The organism is Halomonas zincidurans B6 (assembly GCF_000731955.1).
Classification (GTDB): Bacteria; Pseudomonadota; Gammaproteobacteria; order Pseudomonadales; family Halomonadaceae; genus Modicisalibacter; species Modicisalibacter zincidurans.
Genome location: NZ_JNCK01000001.1, coordinates 501,419 through 520,021 on the forward strand (window position 1 = coordinate 501,419; position 18,603 = coordinate 520,021).

Consider the following 18,603-nt stretch of genomic DNA (forward strand, 5'->3'; position numbering starts at 1 on the left):
AAAAAAGGTATTGCCAGGAGAGGGCGCTGCCGGTAATATGTGCGCCCTGTCGGGAGGGTCGTTAGCTCAGTTGGTAGAGCAGTTGGCTTTTAACCAATTGGTCGTAGGTTCGAATCCTACACGACCCACCATCTCGACGGACCCGGCGGCGGGTCGTTAGCTCAGTTGGTAGAGCAGTTGGCTTTTAACCAATTGGTCGTAGGTTCGAATCCTACACGACCCACCACTCCGCCGAACGTCGCTCTCGCGAGGGCGCGTTGCGGGTCGTTAGCTCAGTTGGTAGAGCAGTTGGCTTTTAACCAATTGGTCGTAGGTTCGAATCCTACACGACCCACCATCTCGACGGACCGCGTTGCGGGTCGTTAGCTCAGTTGGTAGAGCAGTTGGCTTTTAACCAATTGGTCGTAGGTTCGAATCCTACACGACCCACCAGATTGCGATTCGACGCCCTCGTAGCCCTGCTGCGAGGGCGTTTTGCCATGTCGGTCGCCGGCAACTTCGCGGCGAGTGTGCTGTCCAAGGCTGTGCGAGGCAACCTGGGCTGGGCAGCGTGCAAACGGCGCAGTACCATGCCTGTCAGGAGCCTGTCGGATGTGACCGGTCTCCTAGGTGCGCCGCGATCGAAGCGATCGATCGCCGGCGCTTCGAGTCACGCAGGGGGAGCCCCTGCCTGTCACAGTGGTAGACACGATGACAATCATGACTTCCCGCGCCCTGGTGCAAGAGCACCTGGCCCGCGCCTACTGCCCGACGCGGATCCCCGCCGAGGACGAGGCGCGCATCGACGAGATCAAGCGCCTGCTCGAAGAACGCAACGCGGTGCTCGTCGCTCACTACTACACCGACGACGCGATCCAGCAACTGGCCGAGGAGACCGGCGGCTGCGTGGCGGATTCGCTGGAGATGGCGCGCTTCGGCGCCCGTCACGAGGCCGCGACGCTGGTGGTCGCCGGGGTGCGCTTCATGGGCGAGACGGCGAAGATCCTGTCGCCCGAGAAGCGCGTGCTGATGCCCACTCTAGAAGCCACCTGCTCGCTGGACATCGGTTGTCCGGCCGACGCGTTCGCGGCGTTCTGCGATCAGCACCCCGAGCGCACGGTGGTGGTCTATGCCAACACCTCGGCGGCGGTCAAGGCGCGCGCCGACTGGGTGGTGACCTCGTCGATCGCCGTCGACGTGATCGAGCACCTGCAGGCCAGGGGCGAGAAGATCCTGTGGGCCCCCGACAAGCACCTGGGCGGCTACATCCAGCACAAGACCGGCGCCGACATGCTGCTGTGGGACGGCGCCTGCATCGTCCACGACGAGTTCAAGGCCAAGGGCATCAACGATCTCAAGGCGCTCTACCCGGACGCCGCGGTGCTGGTGCACCCGGAGTCGCCGGCGCCGGTGGTCGAGATCGCCGACGTGGTGGGCTCCACCTCGCAGCTGATCAATGCCGCCCGTGAATTGCCCCAGCAGCGCCTGATCGTCGCCACCGATCGCGGCATCTTCTTCAAGATGCAGCAGGCGGTGCCCGGCAAGACGCTGTTCGAGGCGCCCACCGCCGGCAACGGCGCAACCTGCAAGAGCTGCGCGCACTGCCCGTGGATGGCGATGAACGCGCTGGACAACCTGGCCGGCGCGCTGCGCGACTACAGCGGCGAAGTGTTCGTCGACGACGCGTTGCGTCTTGAGGCGCTCAAGCCACTGGAGCGGATGCTCAACTTTCAGCGTTAAGGGCGGAGAGGGCTCAGCCCTTCCCGACCCTTATCTAAAACTGGTTTGGATGGCCACTGGCGCAGGGGCTGAAGGTTTTATCACGCCCCTTGCGTCGTTCCGCGGCGGCCGCGCAGTCGCGCCCCGATGCGCGCGCCCAGGTAGAGCATGCACGGCGTCAGCAGCAGCGTCAGGCCGGTGGCGAAGCTCAGCCCGCCGGCGATCGCGCTGGACAGCTGGGTCCACCACTGGGTCGAGGGCGCGCCGAAACCCAGGGTCGGCGAGAGCAGATCGACATTGACGCTCAGCACCATCGGCATCAGCCCGAGCACCGTGGTGATGGCGGTCAACAGCACCGGCCGCAGACGCCGGCTGCCGGCTTCGAGCGCGGCGTTGAAGGCATCCAGGCCCTCGGCCAGCAACTGATTGTAGGTGTCGATCAGCACGATATTGTTGTTCACCACGATGCCGGCCAGGGCGATGATGCCCATGCCCACCATGACGATGCCGAACGGCTGGGCATTGAGCAGCAGGCCGAGCAGCACACCGGCGGTGGAAAAGACGATTGCCGAGAGCACCAAGCCCGCCTGGTAGAGGCTGTTGAACTGAGTGACCAGGATGATCGTCATCATGAAGATCGCCACGCCGAAGGCTATGCCCAGGAAGCGGCTGGTCTCGGCCTGGTCTTGCTGCTCGCCGGCGAAGTTGTAGCGGACCCCCTCGGGGAGCGAATCGAGCGCGCCGCTCAGCGCGCGCAGGCGCTCGTCGACCTGCCGGCCGGGGGCGACGTCGGCTTTCAGGGTCAGTGCGCGCCGTCCGTCGACGCGATGCAGGGTGCCGACCTTGGGCGCCGGCTCCAGGCGCACGAACTGGCTGATCGGTACCTGGCCGCGCGCGGTGGTGACGGTCAAGCGGCGCAGCTGGTCGAGACTACGCCAGGCCCCGGGCAGGCGCACCCGGATGTCGACCTCGTCGTCGGCGTCGGGCGGGCGATAGGTGGCGAGTTGCAGGCCGTTGGTGACCAGTTGCACCGCGCTGCCGACGGTGGCGACATCCGCGTCGAAGCGGGCTGCCGCCTCGCGATCGACTTGTAGCCGCCACTCGACCCCGGGCAGGCTGCGATTGTCCTCGATGTCGCGGAAGCCGCCGAGTTCGTTCATCGCCGCGCGCAACTGCTCGATCGCGGGTTCGATCGCTGCCGGCTGGCGCGCGGTGAGTTCGATCTGGATCGGCTTGCCGCCGGTCGGGCCCTGCTCCTGTTCGCGGAATTCCAGGCGCACGCCGGGCAGGTCGGCGGTGCGCTCGGCCATCTCGGCAAGGATCCGGCGCGCCGGACGGCGCTGGTTCCAGTCGATCAACTGGAAGGTCAACTGGCCGATCACGTCGGCGCCGAGCTGGCCGTCGGGGATCGCGAAAGAACGTGCGTAGAGCGCCTTGATCTCGGCCATTCCGGCGACGCGGCGTTCGACGCGCCGGACCACGGCATCCTTTTCGGCGATCGACAGGTCGCCGCGCGCATGGACCAGGATCTGGGCACTGTCGGGTTCCACCGAGGGGAAGAACTCGACGCCCTGGTTGAAGCGTGCGTAGCCGACGTAGACCAGCGCCATCAGCAGCAGCGTGCCGATGAGCGTCAGTGCCGGGTGATGCAGCAGGCGTGCCAGCACACGGCGGTAGAGCCGGCCGCCGGTGCTGACCCGGAGGCTGCCGGTGGAGCGTTCGCGGCTCAGCAGATGGCCCAGGGTCGGCAGGAACACCAGTGCCATGACCAGCGAGGCGAGCAGGCACAGGATTACCGTGGCCGGCAGGTATTTCATGAATTCGCCGACCACGCCGGGCCAGAACAGCAGCGGCATGAACACCGCCAGCGTGGTGGCGGCGGAGGTGATTACCGGCCAGGCCATGCGCCCCGCCGCGCCGGCCCAGGCGGCGCGTGCCGGCTGGCCTGCGACGAGGTTGTGGTCGGCCTGCTCGGCGACCACGATGGCGCCGTCCACCAGCATGCCGGCGACCAGGATCAGCGCGAACAGCACCACGATGTTGAGCGTGTAGCCGACCGCCCATATCAGCAGGATGCCGATCAGGAAGGCGCCGGGGATGGTCAGCCCGACGAGCAGCGCCGAGCGTAACCCCATGGTCGCCAGGATCACGATCAGCACCAGCACCACCGCGGTCAGCACGTTGTTGAGCAGGTCGTCGAGCAAGCGCTCGACAGTAGTCGACTCGTCCATGATGATGCGCACGTCGAGGGTCTCGGGCAACTGCGGCCCGGCCTCGGCGAGCAGCGCCTTGACCGCGTCGATGGTGGCGATGATATTGGCGCCGGTGCGCTTGGAGATTTCCAGCACCATCGCCGGCTGGTCGTCGATGCGCGCGTAGCCGGCGGGGTCCTTGAAGGTGCGGTTAATGGTCGCGACGTCGCCGAAGGTGACCACCCGGTCGCCGTCGACCTTGATCGGCATGCCGAGCAGGTCGTCGAGGTCCTCGATCACTCCGGGCACCTTGATCGCCAGACGACCGGCGCCGTTGTCGATGCTGCCGGCGGCGACCAGCTGGTTGTTGCGCGAGACCAGATTGAGCAAGGTGTCGAAGTCGATGCCGTAGCTGTCGAGGATCAGCGGGTCGACGACGATCTCCATCAGGCGTTCGCGCTCGCCGGCGATGTCGACCTCGAGCACCTGGGGGATGCTCTCGATAGCGTCCTCAAGGCCGCGTGCCGCGGTCATCAGCTCGGCGGCCGACAGCGGTCCCGACAGACCCACCGAGAGCACCGGGAAGCGCGATACGTTGACTTCCAGGACCCGCGGTTCCTCGGCCTGCTCGGGCAGGGAGCTGCGCGCGATATCGATCTTCTCGCGCACGTCGGCCAGCGCCTGGCGGGGATCGAAGCCGGCGTCGAACTCCAGGGTGATCGAGGCGAAGCCCTCGCTGGCCTGGGCGGTCATCTTCTCGATGCCCTCGATGGCGCGCAGTTCCTGCTCCATGGGGCGCACCAGCAGGCGCTCGGCATCCTCGGGGCTGACCCCCTCGAGGCTCATCGAGACGTAGATCATGGGAATCGCGACGTCGGGATTGGCTTCCTTGGGAATCGCCTGGTAGGCGAGGCCGCCGGCCACCAGCAGGAACGCCAGCAGCAGCAGGGTGGTGCGCGAGCGATCCAGCGCGGCATCGATCAGCGCACGCATCAGCGATCACCCGGGGCGGGTGAGGCGGGTTGGGCCGTGGATCGCTCGGCCGCCACCGCCTCGACGCGCTGCCCGGCTTCGACGAAACCGCCGCCCAGGGTGATCAGGCGCACCGCGTCGGGCAGGCCGCCGACCCAGGCCTGATCGGCATCGGCGCTGATGAGGTCGACCGGCATGAAGCCTACCGTGGCGTCGTCCGAGACGGTCTTGACGCCCATTCGGCCGCGTGCGTCGAGCACCAGCAGGGCCGGCGAGATGCGCTGTGCCGGCCGTTCGGGCAGGGCGATGTCGAGTGTCGCGCTGGCTCCGGCGATGCGCAGGCGCTGCGGGTTGGCCACGCGGACCTCGAGCGGGTAGCTGCGAGTGGCGTCCTCGGCGCTGCTGGCGAGGAAGCTGACCTGTCCCTCGAGGATGCGCCCATCGAGCAGCGTGACGGTAACCGGCATGCCTTCGCGGACCTCGTCGGCGCGGCGCTGGGGTAGCCACGCCTTGGCCTCGAGCTGGGCGATATCGACCAGCAGGCCGATCTCCTCGCCGGCTTGCAGATACTCGCCGATGTCGACCTCGAGCCGGTCGAGCACGCCGGCGAAGGGGGCCTCGATCTGCGTGTCGGCGAGCGACTCACGCAACTCGGCAAGCTCGGCACGGCTTTGTGCCAGCGCGCTCTTGAGGCGCAGCAATTCGTTGTCGGAGATCAGGTTGCGGCCGCTGAGCTTTTGCCCGCCGGCGAGTTCCGAGCGGCTCAGGGCGAGCTGCGCTTCGGCGCGCTCGATCTGCGCCGGCAGGTCGCCGGGGTCGACCTCCACGAGCTGCGTACCGGCGTCCACCCTGGCGCCCCGGGGCTGCGGCAGGGCGATGACCTCGCCGGCCCGGCGAGCGCGCAGGGTGACCTCCTGACGCGATTCGAGCTGCCCCTGGAGGATGACGTGAGGCGTATACGCCTGGGCCTGGGCGGTCTCGACCTCGACCCGCGGCAGGCTGGATTGAGCGCTCGCTTGCGCCTCGGGGGGCCGCTGGCGAAAGCGCTGCATGTCGCCGAAGGCCAGCCAGACCAATAGCGCCACGCCGAGCAACAGGGCGAGCCATGCAGGGGACAACGAGAATCGCCAACGCATAATAGAAGTAACCATCCCTTGGCCAAGATGGCCCGGGCCATCGTCCGTGTAAACGCACCTGCCCCGGGCATGGCCGGGGCAGTCAGTGTATCAGGCAAAGATGATTCAGGAAGCCGTCATCGACTCATGCCGCGTCTCATCGGCGTTGCGGCTCGGCACGCGGGTGGCGCGCGGTGTCGACTCGGCAGGGCGGCTGGAAGCGGGGTCGGCGGCGCCGAGCTTGAGGATTCGATGCGTCTCGCGGCGTACTTCGCCGAGCCGGGTTGCGTCCTTCTGCAAGGTCTCGGCGCGCACCGGCACCAGGCGCTTGAGACGCGCCTGCCACTGTACGGAGGCGAAGCGCTCGGGGAAGCAGCGCTCGATCAGGTCGAGCATGATCGAGGTGGCCGTCGAGGCGCCGGGCGAGGCGCCCAGCAAGGCGGCCAGGGAACCGTCGCTGGCGGTGACGATCTCGGTGCCGAACTGAAGTGTGCCTCCCCGCCGGGGATCCTTCTTGATGATCTGAACGCGCTGGCCGGCGACTTCGAGTTGCCAATCCTCGGCCTGGGCGTCCGGATAGAAGGCGCGCAGTTCCTCGACGCGTTGAGCGTGGGAGAGCCGAACCTGTTCGAGCAGGTATTTCATCAGGCTGACATTGCTGCGCGCGACGGACAGCATCGGGCTGAGATTGGTCGCGCGCACGGTCTTGACCAGATCGAGGATGGAGCCGTTCTTGAGAAACTTGGTGGTAAAGCCGGCGAAGGGGCCGAACAGCAGGGAGGGCTTGCCGTCGACATGGCGGGTGTCGAGATGCGGAACCGACATCGGCGGCGCGCCGACGGCGGCATTGCTGTATACCTTGGCCCGGTGCTGCGAGACGACCTCGGGCTTGTCGCAGCGCAGCCACTGCCCGCTGACGGGAAAGCCGCCATAGCCCTTGGCTTCGGGAATGCCGCTTTTCTGCAGCAGGCGCAGCGAGGCCCCGCCGGCACCCAGGAAGACGAAGCGCGAGCGTACGACGCGCTGCCCGCCAGCGCGGGTCTCGATCTGCAGATTCCAGGTGCCGTCGGCGTTGCGCGCGAGATCCCTGATTGTCTGGCCCGTGCGGATGCCGACCCGATCGCTGTCCTGTTCGGTCAGGCGGGTCAGCAGCCGGTTGGTCAAGGCCCCGAAGTTGACATCCGTGCCGGCTTCGACGCGGGTCGCGGCGACCGGTTCGTCGGCCGTGCGCCCTGCCATCAGCAGCGGGGCCCAGGCGGCGATGGTCGCGGGATCCTGCGAATACTGCATCGACTCGAAGCAGTGGTGGTTGCTCATGGCTTCGTGGCGAGCGCGCAGGAATCTCACGTTCTTCTCGCCACGCACGAAGCTCAGGTGCGGCACCGGCGACAGGAAGTCGGCGGGGTCGCCGAGGTTGCCATGCGCGACCAGAGCGCTCCAGAGCTGCTTGGATTCCTCGAACAGGGTGTTGATGCGGATCGCCTTGTCGATGTCGATCGAGCCATCGGCGCCGGGCGGCGTGTAGTTGAGTTCGCACAAGCCGGCGTGCCCCGTGCCGGCATTGTTCCAGGCAAACGAGCTTTCGCTGGCCATGGAATCCAGGCGCTCGACGAGCTCGATACGCGCCGTGGGTTCCAGTTCATGAAGCAGTGTTGCGAGCGTGGCGCTCATCACTCCGCCACCTACCAGTACGACGTCAACGGCCTCTTGCATGGTTGGTTGTCACCCTTTGGGCTGATTCAAATAAGCCCATTATACCGGTCGGCGCGGAAAAGACGAGCCACTCAAAAGGTATGGGTTATGCAGGAGGCGTTAGTCATAAGCAAAACATTGTCTTTGTGGTGGCCGAAAAAAATCCGCTTAGTCAATGACTTGAGCGGATGTCTGGCGAGGGTGCCGATGCCGCGATGCAGCATCTCTAGCACGGCTATTTTTCTATCGCAGGCTTATGATTCGCCAGTTACGTGCGCGGGCGATGCTGTCGAGGGTGGCGTCGGGGTCCACGGCGATCGGATGATCGACTTTCTCGAGCAACGGCAGGTCGTTGTGCGAGTCGCTGTAGAACCAGGCGTCATCAAGACTGACGTCGCGGTTCGCCAGCCACTCCTCGAGGCGCTGGATCTTGCCTTCGCGGAAGCTGGGGGTGCCCGATACGCGGCCGGTATAGCGACCTTCGCGAATTTCCGCATCGACGGCGATCAGCTCGTCGACGCCCAGGCGCCTGGCGATCGGCCCGGTGATGAAGCGGTTGGTCGCGGTGATGATCAACAGGGTGTCGCCGCGTTCGCGATGCCGGGCCAGCAATTCCTCGCCCTTGGGCAGGATGTGCGGCTCGATCTTGCTGGCCATGAACTGCTGATGCCAGGCGGCCAGCTGTTCGGGACTATTTTCGGCGAGCGGTTTGAGGGCCATGGCCAGGTAGGCATGAATGTCCAACGTGCCGTCCTGGTAGGCCGCGAGAAAACGCTGGTTGGCCTCGCGATAGCTGATCGGATCCACGGCGCCCTGTTCGACCAGGAACTCGCCCCAGGCATGGTCGCTGTCGATGCCCAGCAGGGTGTTGTCGAGATCGAAGATGGCCAGGCTCAAGAGCACTCTCCTCTGGTTGGTGTCAGGCTGGTTGATGTCAGGCGCAGCCGGCGGTTTCAAAGGCGGCGGCGATTATTGCAGAACGCCCGGCGCTTGCCCACCGTCGCGGGTTTTCGGCCGTGTGTTGATGCGCTTTCGACGTTTGTGGAAGAATGAATCCAATATCGGATTCATAAGGTGAAGCCCGTGATCGACGCTGACGGCTTCCGCCCCAACGTTGGTATCATCATTACCAACCCTGAGGGCCAGCTGCTCTGGGCGCGTCGGGTTGGGCAGAATGCATGGCAGTTTCCTCAAGGAGGCATCAAGGGTTACGAGTCACCGCAACAGGCGCTCTACCGGGAATTGGAGGAGGAGATCGGCCTCACCCCCGACGACGTCGAAGTGCTGGCCTGTACCCGAGGGTGGCTGCGCTATCGCCTGCCCCGGCGCATGATACGCACGCAATCGCGGCCGATATGCATCGGCCAGAAACAGAAGTGGTTCCTGCTCAAGATTCGCTGTCAGGACAGTCGCATCTGCATGGATACCACGGCTAAGCCGGAGTTCGACGGCTGGCGATGGGTCAGTTATTGGTATCCGCTGGGGCAGGTCGTGCCCTTCAAGCGGGAGGTCTATCGCCGTGCCCTGCGAGAGCTGGCGCCAAGCGTCCAGCGACTCGCCCTGGGCGAGCGTTGACGCTGCGGCACCCCCCGATCCTTCGACTACAAGAAGAACGCCCATGCTCGATGTACTAAGACGCATCGTCCAGGAGGTCAATGGAGCACGCAGTCTTGAGGCCGCGTTGGCCACCATGGTGCGACGCATCCGCAAGGCCATGCACACCGATGTGTGCTCCATCTACCTGTTCGATGCCGCCCAGGACCGCCTGGTGCTGATGGATACCATCGGTCTGAATACCCAGGCCGTGGGTCATGTCTCGATGCGCCTCGGCGAGGGCCTGGTCGGCCTGGTCGGTCAGCGCGAGGAACCGCTGAATCTCGAGGATGCCCCGGCGCATCCGCACTTTCGCTATTTCGAGGAAACCGGCGAGGAGCGCTTCTCGAGCTTTCTCGGCGTGCCGGTCATCCATCAGCGCCGCGCGCTGGGGGTGCTGGTCGTCCAGCAGCAGGAGAAGCGTCGCTACGACGAGGGCGACGAGGCCTTCCTGGTGACCATGGCGGCGCAGCTCGCCGGCGTGCTGGCGCATGCGCTGGCCACCGGCACCCTGGCGCGACCGACGCGGGCCGACGGCATGGCGACCTTCAAGGGCATCGCCGCCTCGCCGGGCATGGTGATCGGCAAGGCGGTGGTCATCGCGCCACCGGCCGATCTGGACAACGTGCCCGACCTGATACCCACCGACATCGAACTCGAGATTCGCCGCTTGAGCGAGGCGATCGAGCGGGTGCGCCACGAGATCCGGCGCGCCGGGGAGCGTCTCGCCAGCCGCATTTCCAGCCAGGAACTGGCGCTGTTCGATGTCTACGAGCAGATGCTGGCCGATGCCGCGCTGGGTCAGGAGGTCGAGAAGCGCATCCGCGAGGGCCAGTGGGCGCCCGGCGCGCTGGCCGACGTGGTACGCCGCCACGTCCAGTACCTGGAGCGCGTCGACGACGATTACCTGCGTGAACGCGCCGCGGACATTCGTGACCTGGGGCGCCGCGTGCTGGCACATCTGCAACAGGATGCCGGCGAGAGTTTCGATGGCTTTCCCGAGCGCTGCGTGGTGATCGGCGACGAGCTCAGCGTGGCGATGCTCGGCGAGGTGCCCCGCGAGCGCCTGGCGGGGCTGGTCTCGTTGAAAGGCTCGAGTACCTCCCATGTGGCGATCCTGGCTCGGGCGATGGGCATTCCCACCGTGCTGGGCATGGTCGATCTGCCGTTGCCCCGCCTCAACGGTGCGCCGGTGATACTCGACGGTCACCGTGGGCGGTTGCTGGTGCGTCCCGACGATGACCTGACCCGTCATTACCAGAAGCAGATCGACGAGGAGCTGGCGCTCGCCGAGGTGCTCGAGCACGAGCAGCACCTGCCCAGCGAAACGCTGGACGGTCATCGCGTCCCGTTGATGGTCAATACCGGCCTTGCGGTGGATGCGGTGGCAGTGCTCAAGCCGCGTATCGCCGGGGTCGGGCTGTACCGTACCGAAGTGCCGTTCATGATCACCGAGCGCTTCCCGGGCGAGCACGAGCAGACTCGGCTCTATCGCGAGCAGCTGGAGGGGTTTGCGCCGTTGCCGGTGGTCATGCGCACGTTGGACATCGGCGGCGACAAGGACTTGCCCTACTTCCCGATTCACGAGGCCAATCCGTTCCTCGGCTGGCGCGGGATTCGCGTGACCCTCGACCATCCCGAGGTGCTGATGGTCCAGCTGCGGGCGATGCTGCGCGCGTCGGCCGGGCTGGATAACCTGCGCATCATGCTGCCGATGATCACCAACGTCGACGAAGTCGACGCCGCGTTGCGTCTGCTCGATCGGGCGCTGGCCGAGCTCAACGACGAGATCAACGAAGAGGGCGCTAGGATCAAGCGGCCCCAGGTCGGGGTAATGATCGAGGTCCCCGCGACGCTCTATCAGCTCGAGGCGCTGTCCCAACGGCTGGATTTCTTCTCGGTGGGCAGCAACGACCTGACCCAGTACCTGCTGGCGGTGGATCGCAACAATCCGCGTGTGGCGGGTCTTTACGACGCCTGCCATCCGGCGGTGCTGTCGGCGCTGGCCAGGTTGTCGGAAGAGAGCCATCGCCTGGGTGTTCCCACGTCGGTGTGCGGCGAGCTGGCCGGGGATCCCTGTGGCGCCTTGCTGCTCACCGGGATGGGCTTCGATGCGCTGTCGATGAATGCGCCGAGTCTGCCGCGGGTGCGTGCGGCGATTCGTCGCGTGTCGATGAGCGCGGCCCGGGAGCTGGTCGAGGAAACCCTGCGCTTCACCACGCCGACCGCGGTGCGCGCGCACCTGCGTGCGCGCTTCGCCGAATGGCAATTGACCCACCTGTTGCCGCCGCGCGACGACGCATAGCTATAGCGGCGTCTGGGTGCCATGCTCACCGCTATCGGGAATAAATTCGCTATCGGGAATAAATTCGCTATCGGGAATAAATTCCCTCCCACAAGGGCAAGCTCCCACAAGGGCAAGCTACCGGCAGAGATTGTGGGAGCGAACTTGTTCGCGATGATCCGAATATTTCGATTCTTACGCCAGGGCCGCTACCGGCAAGCGACATTGGCGGTGCCCGGCCGCAATGCCGCCGGGTTCGAAGCTTCGCTCGGCGATGACGATCTCGCCGTGCGCCCGCCATTCGAGCAGCGTGCTGGCACGCGTGCCATAGTCCTGGCCGAGGATGAATGCGGCCGAGAGCTGGCGCTCCAGCGTCAACCCCACGCCGGTGTCCGGAAGGCTCTCATCGTCGGCTTGCCGCGCATCGCTCAACAGCGTCCAGGCGTCGTCCAGAAAGTTGCGGCGGGGATCGTCGAGCAGCCTGGCCAGGTGCTCACGGGCCTGGGTCAGCTTGGGCCAGGGCGTATCGAGACTGGCGTTGGAAAGACCGTGCAGACCGGGTTTCACCTGCGCCAGCCGGGTGTCAAGGGGGCCATGGTGGAGATGCCAGAGCGTCTCGCCGTCGCATGCCAGCAGATTGAAGCCGGCATACGCCTGCGCCGCCTGGCTGGCAAGCCGCTCCAGCCAGGCGCCGAGCTCGGCTTCGACAAGCGCCTGATGAACCAGATGACCGCGGCTCGGCCCGGCCGCGCCGGCCTTGAAGCCGGGGGCGCGAACATTGGTGATCGCGGCCACGCGGCCGCCTGAGTGCGCGGCCAGCCAACTGCCGCCGGCCTCGAGGTCGCGACCGCCGAGGATCGCGGGACAATCGCGCCAGCGTGCCAGGGGGGCGGCGGGGCGGTCATGGCGCTCGTCGCGATTGGCGGCAAGGCGCAAGGGGGCGGCGCTACCGGGGCGCCAGTCGAGAACGATCAGACACATGGCATTGTCTCAAGGACGAGGGCAAAGCGCGGCATGACAGGTTACGGACGCTGAGCGTACACTCTGGCGATTGTCGATGACAGGGGTTGGGATGCAGGACATCTCCGAAGGTAAACGGCCAGCCCGGCCTGACATGCCGAGCGGCGGGCCGCCGAGGCTGTCGGCGTGGCTGTGGGGTCTCGAGGCCGGCCTGACATTTACCTGCCTGCTGGTGGCGGTGCTGGTTGGCCAGCGCTTCAATGCCGAGATTCGCGATGCCCTGGTGATGATCTGGCTGTCAGGCAGTCTGGTCTTCGCCCTGTTGGGCTGGCGCGGTGCCCGCCAGCGTCAGCGGCTCGAGCGCTTTCAGGCCGCGGTCCGGCTCAGCCAGCTGGTGCGCGAGTCCGATGTGCCCGAGCCTCTGCCGCCGGATCTCGATGCGGTGATAAAGGTGCTGGAGGAGAGCCTGCCGCAGCGACAGGCCGAGAGTCGTATCGAGGACCTGCTCGAGTCCTTGCCGCAAGCCGCCTTCCTGGCTGGCGGCAACCGGCTGGTGACGGTCAACGATCGTCTGGTTCAGCGTCTTGGGCGCTCGCGCCGCGACCTGCAGGACGTGTCGATCGATGCGCTGGATGCCAGCGAGCCCTTTCTTGGCGAGTCCGCCGACTACGCCGTACTCAGCGATGCCCACGGGGAGCGCCATGCGTTCCGCATCGATCGTCGCCTGGCTGCGCGGGGCCAGGCGTTGGGACTGTTGCACGACGACAGCGAGTCGCACCATCAGCTTTACCATCTCAGGCAGGAGCGCGATCGTGCCCGACAGGAATCGCAGCTCAAGTCGCGCTATCTCGGCCAGCTTCGTCGCGAGCTCGAAAGCCTCGAGGTAGCGCCTGGCGACGCCGAAAGCGGCTCATTGCTGGGCGAACGCCTCGCGGGGCTTGTCGCGCTGCTCGAGCGTGTCGCCGAAACCGAGGCCGACGAGGCGGATCAGGCCGGACGCGCGGACAGCGCCGCCTCGGGCAAGCGGGTATTGATCGTCGACGACGGCCCGGTCAATACTGCCCTGGCGCGACGGGTACTGACTGATCAAGGCCTGTTGGTCGATACTGCGCGCAGCGGCGAGGAGGCCCTCGAATTAGCGATGGAGCATCGCTACGCGCTGGTCTTCATGGATATCTACATGCCGTCGCTGGACGGTGTCGAGACCACCCGGCGCTGGCGTCAGCGGGAAAGCGTGCGGGGCGGGCGCAGCGTGATGGTGGCGCTGACCGCCAACACCAGCGCGACCGATCGCGCACGCTTCTTTGCCGCTGGCATGGATGACTATCTGGCCAAGCCCTATCGCCCCCAGGCGCTGATCGACGTGGTGCAACGCTGGCTGCCCGGCATGATCGCTCCTTCGATAGTATCTTGACTCATCTACTTGCGACTTTTTTGGACAAAACACTAAGGAGACGACATGCTCGACTATCCGCAGATCGACCCGGTGGCCATCGCCTTGGGACCGGTGAAAGTCTACTGGTATGGCCTGATGTACGTGGTCGGATTCATCGCTGCCTGGTGGCTAGGGCGGTTGCGGGCGGCGCGCTTGGGACTGAAGCCCGACGATATCGGTGACATGCTGTTCTACGGCGCACTGGGGGTGGTGCTGGGCGGACGCATCGGTTACGCGCTGTTCTACGGCTTCGAACGTCTGTTGGCCGATCCGCTATGGCTGTTTCAGGTCTGGGATGGCGGCATGAGCTTTCACGGCGGTCTGCTCGGCGTGTTGATCGCGGCGCTGCTGTTTGCCCGCAAGCATCGCCTGGGATTCTTCCAGACGACCGATTTCATTGCTCCGCTGGTGCCGATCGGCCTGGGCGCGGGCCGCATCGGCAACTTCATCAATGCCGAACTGCCGGGGCGCGTCAGCGACCTGCCCTGGGCGATGGTCTTTCCGGGGGGCAGTCAACCGCGCCACCCCTCGTCGCTCTATGAGTTCGCCCTCGAGGGTGTGGTATTGTTTGCCATCCTGTGGACGGTGTCGCGCACGCCGCGTCGTCGCGGTATGATTTCCGGCCTGTTCCTGGTGCTTTACGGCACCTTCCGCTTCGCCGTCGAGTTCGTTCGCCGGCCGGACCCGCAACTCGGCTTCATCGCCTTCGACTGGCTGACCATGGGCATGCTGCTGTCCCTGCCGATGATCCTGGCCGGCCTGGCGCTGCTGGCCTGGGCACGGAGCCAGCCGGTGGACGGCGACAAGCGCGAGGCGCGCGAAGCGACATCCTGATTCTGCGACAGGCGAGTTATGCAGCCCTACCTTGAATTGATGCGCCGGGTACTCGACACCGGCGTCAAGAAAGCCGACCGCACCGGTGTCGGCACGCAGAGCGTCTTTGGTCACCAGATGCGCTTCGACCTGGCCGACGGCTTTCCGCTGGTGACCACCAAGAAATTGCATCTGCGCTCGATCATCCACGAGCTGCTGTGGTTTTTGCGCGGCGATACCAATATCGCCTACCTGCGTGACAACGGCGTGCGTATCTGGGACGAGTGGGCCGATGACAACGGCGACCTGGGCCCGGTCTACGGCTATCAATGGCGTAGCTGGCCACGCCCCGATGGCGGCCATGTCGACCAGATCGCCAAGCTCGTCGAGCAGATCCGCCGCAATCCCGATTCGCGGCGGTTGATCGTCAGCGCCTGGAATCCGGCGCTGGTCGACGAGATGGCGCTGCCGCCGTGTCACGCCCTGTTCCAGTTCTATGTCGTCGAGGGTCGGCTGTCCTGCCAGCTTTATCAGCGCAGCGCCGACGTCTTTCTCGGCGTGCCGTTCAATATCGCCAGTTATGCACTGTTGACGCAGATGATCGCCCAGGTCTGCGATCTGGCGCCCGGCGAATTCGTGCATACCCTCGGCGACGCCCACCTGTATCTCAATCATATCGAGCAGGCCGAGCTGCAGCTCACCCGCACGCCGCGTGCGCGGCCGACGCTGATCCTCAACCCCGCGATCGACGATGTGTTCGCGTTTCGCTTCGAGGATATCGCCATCGAAGGCTACGACCCGCATCCGCCTATCAAGGCGCAGGTGGCGGTATGAGCGACGCAATACTCGAAGAATCGCGGGTGCCGGTGGCGATGATCGCCGCGGTGTCGCGCAATGGCGTGATCGGCATCGACGACCAGCTGCCCTGGTACCTGCCCGAAGATCTCAAGTTCTTCAAGCGCATGACCCAGAGCAAACCGCTGGTGATGGGCCGCAGGACGTTCGCCTCGATCGGCCGTGCGCTGCCCGGCCGACTGAACATCGTCGTCACCCGCGATGCCGGTTTCGAGGCCGAGGGCGTGCGCGTCTGTCACGATCTCGACGAAGCCCTGGCGCTGGCCGGCCATCAGGCGATCATCGACGGCGTCGAGGAGGTCATGGTCATGGGCGGCGGCGAGGTCTACGCTCAGGCCATGCCGCGGGCCTTGCGGCTGTACCTGACCGAAGTCGCCGTCGAGATCGACGGCGATGCGCGCTTTCCGGCCATCGACCGCTCGCTGTGGCGGGAAACGCAGCGCGTACCGGGCGAGGAAAGCGGCCGGCAGGGCCGGCCCACTTATGATTTCGTCGTCTATCAGCGTCGCTGAGCATGGGACGGCATGGACGAGGCTTGCCTTCTCGCCATGCGGACACGGCGACGCGAGCGAACGATAACAATAATGGCTGAATTTCCGGCGCAGGCTGACGCTGGCTAAACGCTGAGGCCAGCTATACGAAAGCAATGGAGGTTGCCCTTGATGACGCAACGCATAGTCGCGCTATTCGAGTCCCTTGAGCAGCATGTTCGGCATGAGCGCCAGGAGATTGCCAGCCTGCGGCAGCGACTAGCCGGTCTGGAGAGCGAGAATCAACAACTTCGCCATTCGCTGGCGAGGCAGGCCGAGCCTGCCGAGCGCTCCAGCGATATCGAGTCGCCTGCCCAGGCGAGCAATGCCGAACGCGGTTACCCCTTGCCGCGCCGGGTGGCGTCGTCGGCACCGACGCCCGAAGTCGCTGCCGAGACCCAGCGGCAAGCCGCCGTTACGCCTACCGAGGAACAGGGCTCCCGGAGTGGCCTGGCGATCGGCGAGGCACCCTCGCCGCAGGCGCTGCTCGACGAATGGTACCGGCGTTATACCGATACCTTCTTCAAGGGGCACACTCGGCCGCTGAAGATCGGCATTCACGAGGATCTGGTCGCCAGCGAACCCTGGCCCGACAAGCTGGTGCGCCGCGCGTTGGCCTGTTACGTCAACCTTCCGCGTTATCTCAAGGCCGTGCGCGCCGGCGCCGAGCGCGTCGACCTGGCTGGCCAGCCAGCCGGCGCCGTCACCCCCGGCGAAGCGCGCCATGCGCATAAAAAGCTGGAAGCGCTACAGGCCCAGCAGCGCAAGCGCGACAAGACGCTGCAGCGGGAAGAGCGCCAGAATCCGAGCGCCCGGCTCGACCGCAAGCTGGGCGACCTGTTGGCCAAGCATGGCAAGCATTAGCGCAGCGATTCGTGGGCTTACGTTAACCAGCCGTTGGAAAGCGCCGGCTATGGCGTTTATTAGGCGTCTTGCAATCAGTGGGATGGCTGACCATCATGAACAGCGTTCGCGTTTGTCACCTGGCGGTCATGAAAAGGCGCTAGGGTCATTGCGTGACGCGCTGCCGGCATGTTCGGTATCGGCAGTGTGCAGGGAATCGCGGGTAATGTAGCGATGAAACGGCGAGATTAAAAACAGTGTTTTTTCTTGTTGCGTTCCGCCAGAGCCCAGTATAAGGTTCCTCTGCGAGCATTGGATAATAACAAGGCTTCGCTAAGGCAAGAGCGCTTCACACCAGAATCTCAGGGGCGTGCCTGGCAAGCCGGTTGCAAACAACGATCGAACAGTAAGCTAGTTAAGGAACTATCGTGATGAAAAAGACGCTCTTAGTGACTGCTATTGCCGGTGCCCTGGGTGCCTCCGCTGCCCAGGCCGCCACTGTTTACAATCAGGACGGTACGCAGGTCGACCTGTACGGCAATATTCAGTTGATGTACATCTCTGAAGATATGGGCAGCGAATCTGACGATCAGATTGCTGACAACGGTTCCACCCTGGGTGTCGCCGCCGAGCATCAGGTCAACCCGGGCCTGATCGCCTACCTGAAGCTCGAACTCGACGGCTTCTCCGCCGACGAAATGAAGACTGCTCAGTACAGCAGCGGCGATACCGCCTACGCCGGCATGAAAGGCAACTTCGGTGACGTCAAGCTGGGTTCCTACGACGTGCTGGTCGACGATTGGGTCAAGGATCCGGTCGACGGTTCCTGGTACGCCGGTGTCTACAACTCCAGCCGCTATATCGGTAAAGTCAACGGCAGCGCCAATGTCAACGCTGAATACGTCAATACCGACCGTGAAGGCGACCAGCTGACCTACAAGTCACCGTCCTTCGGTGGCCTGCAGTTCGCCGTGGGTACCCAGTTCAAGGGTGACGCCGAGACCGACAACGACGCAGACCAGAACACCAATGGTAGCTCTGCTTCCTTTGTGGGTGGCGTGAAGTATACCGTTGGCGCTCTGCAACTGGCTGGTGTCTACGACAACCTGGACACCTACGACTATGACGCCAACGGTCAGAGTTATGATGCTGGCGATGCCTACGGCCTCTCCGCTCAGTACGCCATGAACGCGCTGACGCTGGCTGCCAAGTGGGAGCGTTACGACGGCAGCGACGACACTCGCACCGACAAGTCCGACATGTACGCCGTCAAGGCCAACTATGCCTACGGCATGGGTAACCTCTACGGTACCTACCAGTATGTCGACGAGCAGAACAACGGTACTGTTGCCGACGAGACTTACAACCAGGTGATGCTGGGCGCCGACTACAGCCTGACGCCGGCGGTCACCTACTTCGTCGAAACCACCATGTACGATCAGGCCCAGGACCAGGGCGATTTCGTCGCTACCGGTCTGGCCTTCACTTTCTAAGACCCTTTCGGTCGCTAGAAAGTGTGAAACCGAAGCCGGCCCCTCGTGGGCCGGCTTTCTTTTTAGCCGGGTTGATGCGAGAGGGCGCGCAGTGCAAACTCGTTGGCGCCATTCAGTTCAATTCGGCA

The 18,603-nt window shown here is 65.0% G+C and carries 14 protein-coding genes and 4 tRNA genes; 13 read left to right on the top strand and 5 right to left on the bottom strand.

Going from position 1 to position 18,603, the window contains the following annotated elements; translation table 11 throughout:
- The first annotated feature begins 55 nt into the window (after positions 1–55).
- The 5 genes from HALZIN_RS0102375 (at position 56) to nadA (ending at position 1,719) form a co-directional block, all read left to right on the top strand.
- Positions 56–131, top strand: a tRNA-Lys gene (locus HALZIN_RS0102375).
- 19 nt (positions 132–150) lie between these two features.
- A tRNA-Lys gene (locus HALZIN_RS0102380) sits at positions 151–226 on the top strand.
- Between the two features lie 35 nt (positions 227–261).
- Positions 262–337: transfer RNA gene (locus HALZIN_RS0102385), tRNA-Lys, on the top strand.
- Positions 338–356: 19 nt separating this feature from the next.
- A tRNA-Lys gene (locus HALZIN_RS0102390) sits at positions 357–432 on the top strand.
- 258 nt (positions 433–690) lie between these two features.
- The gene (gene nadA, locus HALZIN_RS0102395) at positions 691–1,719 is read left to right on the top strand and encodes a quinolinate synthase NadA (protein WP_031382652.1); all 1,029 of its coding nucleotides are present in this window, start codon (positions 691–693) and stop codon (positions 1,717–1,719) included.
- An 80-nt stretch (positions 1,720–1,799) separates the two neighbouring features.
- Here nadA and HALZIN_RS0102400 read toward each other — a convergent pair whose 3' ends face one another.
- The 4 genes from HALZIN_RS0102400 to HALZIN_RS0102415 form a co-directional block, all read right to left on the bottom strand.
- The gene (locus HALZIN_RS0102400) at positions 1,800–4,883 is read right to left on the bottom strand and encodes an efflux RND transporter permease subunit (protein WP_031382653.1); all 3,084 of its coding nucleotides are present in this window, start codon (positions 4,881–4,883) and stop codon (positions 1,800–1,802) included.
- The gene (locus HALZIN_RS0102405; protein WP_236254948.1) at positions 4,883–5,980 is read right to left on the bottom strand and encodes an efflux RND transporter periplasmic adaptor subunit; all 1,098 of its coding nucleotides are present in this window, start codon (positions 5,978–5,980) and stop codon (positions 4,883–4,885) included. Before HALZIN_RS0102405 ends, HALZIN_RS0102400 begins: the two co-directional genes overlap by 1 nt.
- A 123-nt stretch (positions 5,981–6,103) precedes the next feature.
- Positions 6,104–7,690, bottom strand: a complete 1,587-nt coding sequence (mqo, locus tag HALZIN_RS0102410) for a malate dehydrogenase (quinone) (protein WP_084173286.1) — start codon at positions 7,688–7,690, stop codon at positions 6,104–6,106.
- 222 nt (positions 7,691–7,912) lie between these two features.
- Positions 7,913–8,566, bottom strand: coding sequence for a histidinol-phosphatase (locus HALZIN_RS0102415; protein ID WP_031382656.1), 654 nt, complete (start codon positions 8,564–8,566; stop codon positions 7,913–7,915).
- A gap of 186 nt (positions 8,567–8,752) precedes the next feature.
- On the opposite strand from HALZIN_RS0102415, the gene HALZIN_RS0102420 reads away from it, so the two are divergent.
- Together HALZIN_RS0102420 and ptsP are read left to right on the top strand one after the other, a co-directional pair.
- Positions 8,753–9,244, top strand: coding sequence for an RNA pyrophosphohydrolase (locus tag HALZIN_RS0102420; protein WP_031382657.1), 492 nt, complete (start codon positions 8,753–8,755; stop codon positions 9,242–9,244).
- 43 nt (positions 9,245–9,287) lie between these two features.
- Positions 9,288–11,567: a phosphoenolpyruvate--protein phosphotransferase gene (ptsP, locus tag HALZIN_RS0102425; RefSeq protein WP_031382658.1), complete on the top strand. Its 2,280-nt coding sequence runs from the start codon at positions 9,288–9,290 to the stop codon at positions 11,565–11,567.
- A gap of 174 nt (positions 11,568–11,741) precedes the next feature.
- On the opposite strand, the gene HALZIN_RS0102430 is transcribed toward ptsP, so the two are convergent.
- A complete protein-coding gene (locus tag HALZIN_RS0102430; protein ID WP_031382659.1) occupies positions 11,742–12,527 on the bottom strand; it encodes an NRDE family protein in 786 nt (261 codons plus the stop codon).
- A gap of 91 nt (positions 12,528–12,618) precedes the next feature.
- On the opposite strand from HALZIN_RS0102430, the gene HALZIN_RS17050 reads away from it, so the two are divergent.
- The 6 genes from HALZIN_RS17050 to HALZIN_RS0102460 all read left to right on the top strand — a co-directional run bounded on the left by HALZIN_RS17050 (position 12,619) and on the right by HALZIN_RS0102460 (position 18,475).
- On the top strand, positions 12,619–13,920 hold the full coding sequence (locus tag HALZIN_RS17050) for a response regulator (RefSeq protein WP_160171081.1): 1,302 nt from the start codon (positions 12,619–12,621) through the stop codon (positions 13,918–13,920).
- A 45-nt stretch (positions 13,921–13,965) separates the two neighbouring features.
- Entirely contained in the window at positions 13,966–14,775 is an 810-nt protein-coding gene (gene lgt / locus HALZIN_RS0102440; protein WP_031382661.1) for a prolipoprotein diacylglyceryl transferase, read from the top strand.
- An 18-nt stretch (positions 14,776–14,793) separates the two neighbouring features.
- A complete protein-coding gene (locus tag HALZIN_RS0102445; protein WP_031382662.1) occupies positions 14,794–15,588 on the top strand; it encodes a thymidylate synthase in 795 nt (264 codons plus the stop codon).
- Positions 15,585–16,121, top strand: coding sequence for a dihydrofolate reductase (locus HALZIN_RS0102450; protein WP_031382663.1), 537 nt, complete (start codon positions 15,585–15,587; stop codon positions 16,119–16,121). The genes HALZIN_RS0102445 and HALZIN_RS0102450 overlap by 4 nt, the downstream gene beginning before the upstream one ends.
- Positions 16,122–16,271: 150 nt before the next feature.
- Positions 16,272–17,003: a ProQ/FINO family protein gene (locus HALZIN_RS17055; RefSeq protein WP_051907338.1), complete on the top strand. Its 732-nt coding sequence runs from the start codon at positions 16,272–16,274 to the stop codon at positions 17,001–17,003.
- A 410-nt stretch (positions 17,004–17,413) separates the two neighbouring features.
- Positions 17,414–18,475: a porin gene (locus HALZIN_RS0102460; protein ID WP_031382665.1), complete on the top strand. Its 1,062-nt coding sequence runs from the start codon at positions 17,414–17,416 to the stop codon at positions 18,473–18,475.
- The last annotated feature ends 128 nt before the right edge of the window (positions 18,476–18,603 follow it).

Coding starts and splice junctions, on each gene's coding strand:
- nadA (WP_031382652.1), top strand. CDS start 691: ATGACAATCATGACTTCCCGCGCCCTGGTGCAAGAGCACCTGGCCCGC.
- HALZIN_RS0102400 (WP_031382653.1), bottom strand. CDS start 4,883: ATGCGTGCGCTGATCGATGCCGCGCTGGATCGCTCGCGCACCACCCTG.
- mqo (WP_084173286.1), bottom strand. CDS start 7,690: ATGCAAGAGGCCGTTGACGTCGTACTGGTAGGTGGCGGAGTGATGAGC.
- ptsP (WP_031382658.1), top strand. CDS start 9,288: ATGCTCGATGTACTAAGACGCATCGTCCAGGAGGTCAATGGAGCACGC.
- HALZIN_RS0102430 (WP_031382659.1), bottom strand. CDS start 12,527: ATGTGTCTGATCGTTCTCGACTGGCGCCCCGGTAGCGCCGCCCCCTTG.
- HALZIN_RS17050 (WP_160171081.1), top strand. CDS start 12,619: ATGCAGGACATCTCCGAAGGTAAACGGCCAGCCCGGCCTGACATGCCG.
- lgt (WP_031382661.1), top strand. CDS start 13,966: ATGCTCGACTATCCGCAGATCGACCCGGTGGCCATCGCCTTGGGACCG.
- HALZIN_RS0102445 (WP_031382662.1), top strand. CDS start 14,794: ATGCAGCCCTACCTTGAATTGATGCGCCGGGTACTCGACACCGGCGTC.
- HALZIN_RS0102450 (WP_031382663.1), top strand. CDS start 15,585: ATGAGCGACGCAATACTCGAAGAATCGCGGGTGCCGGTGGCGATGATC.
- HALZIN_RS17055 (WP_051907338.1), top strand. CDS start 16,272: ATGACGCAACGCATAGTCGCGCTATTCGAGTCCCTTGAGCAGCATGTT.
- HALZIN_RS0102460 (WP_031382665.1), top strand. CDS start 17,414: ATGAAAAAGACGCTCTTAGTGACTGCTATTGCCGGTGCCCTGGGTGCC.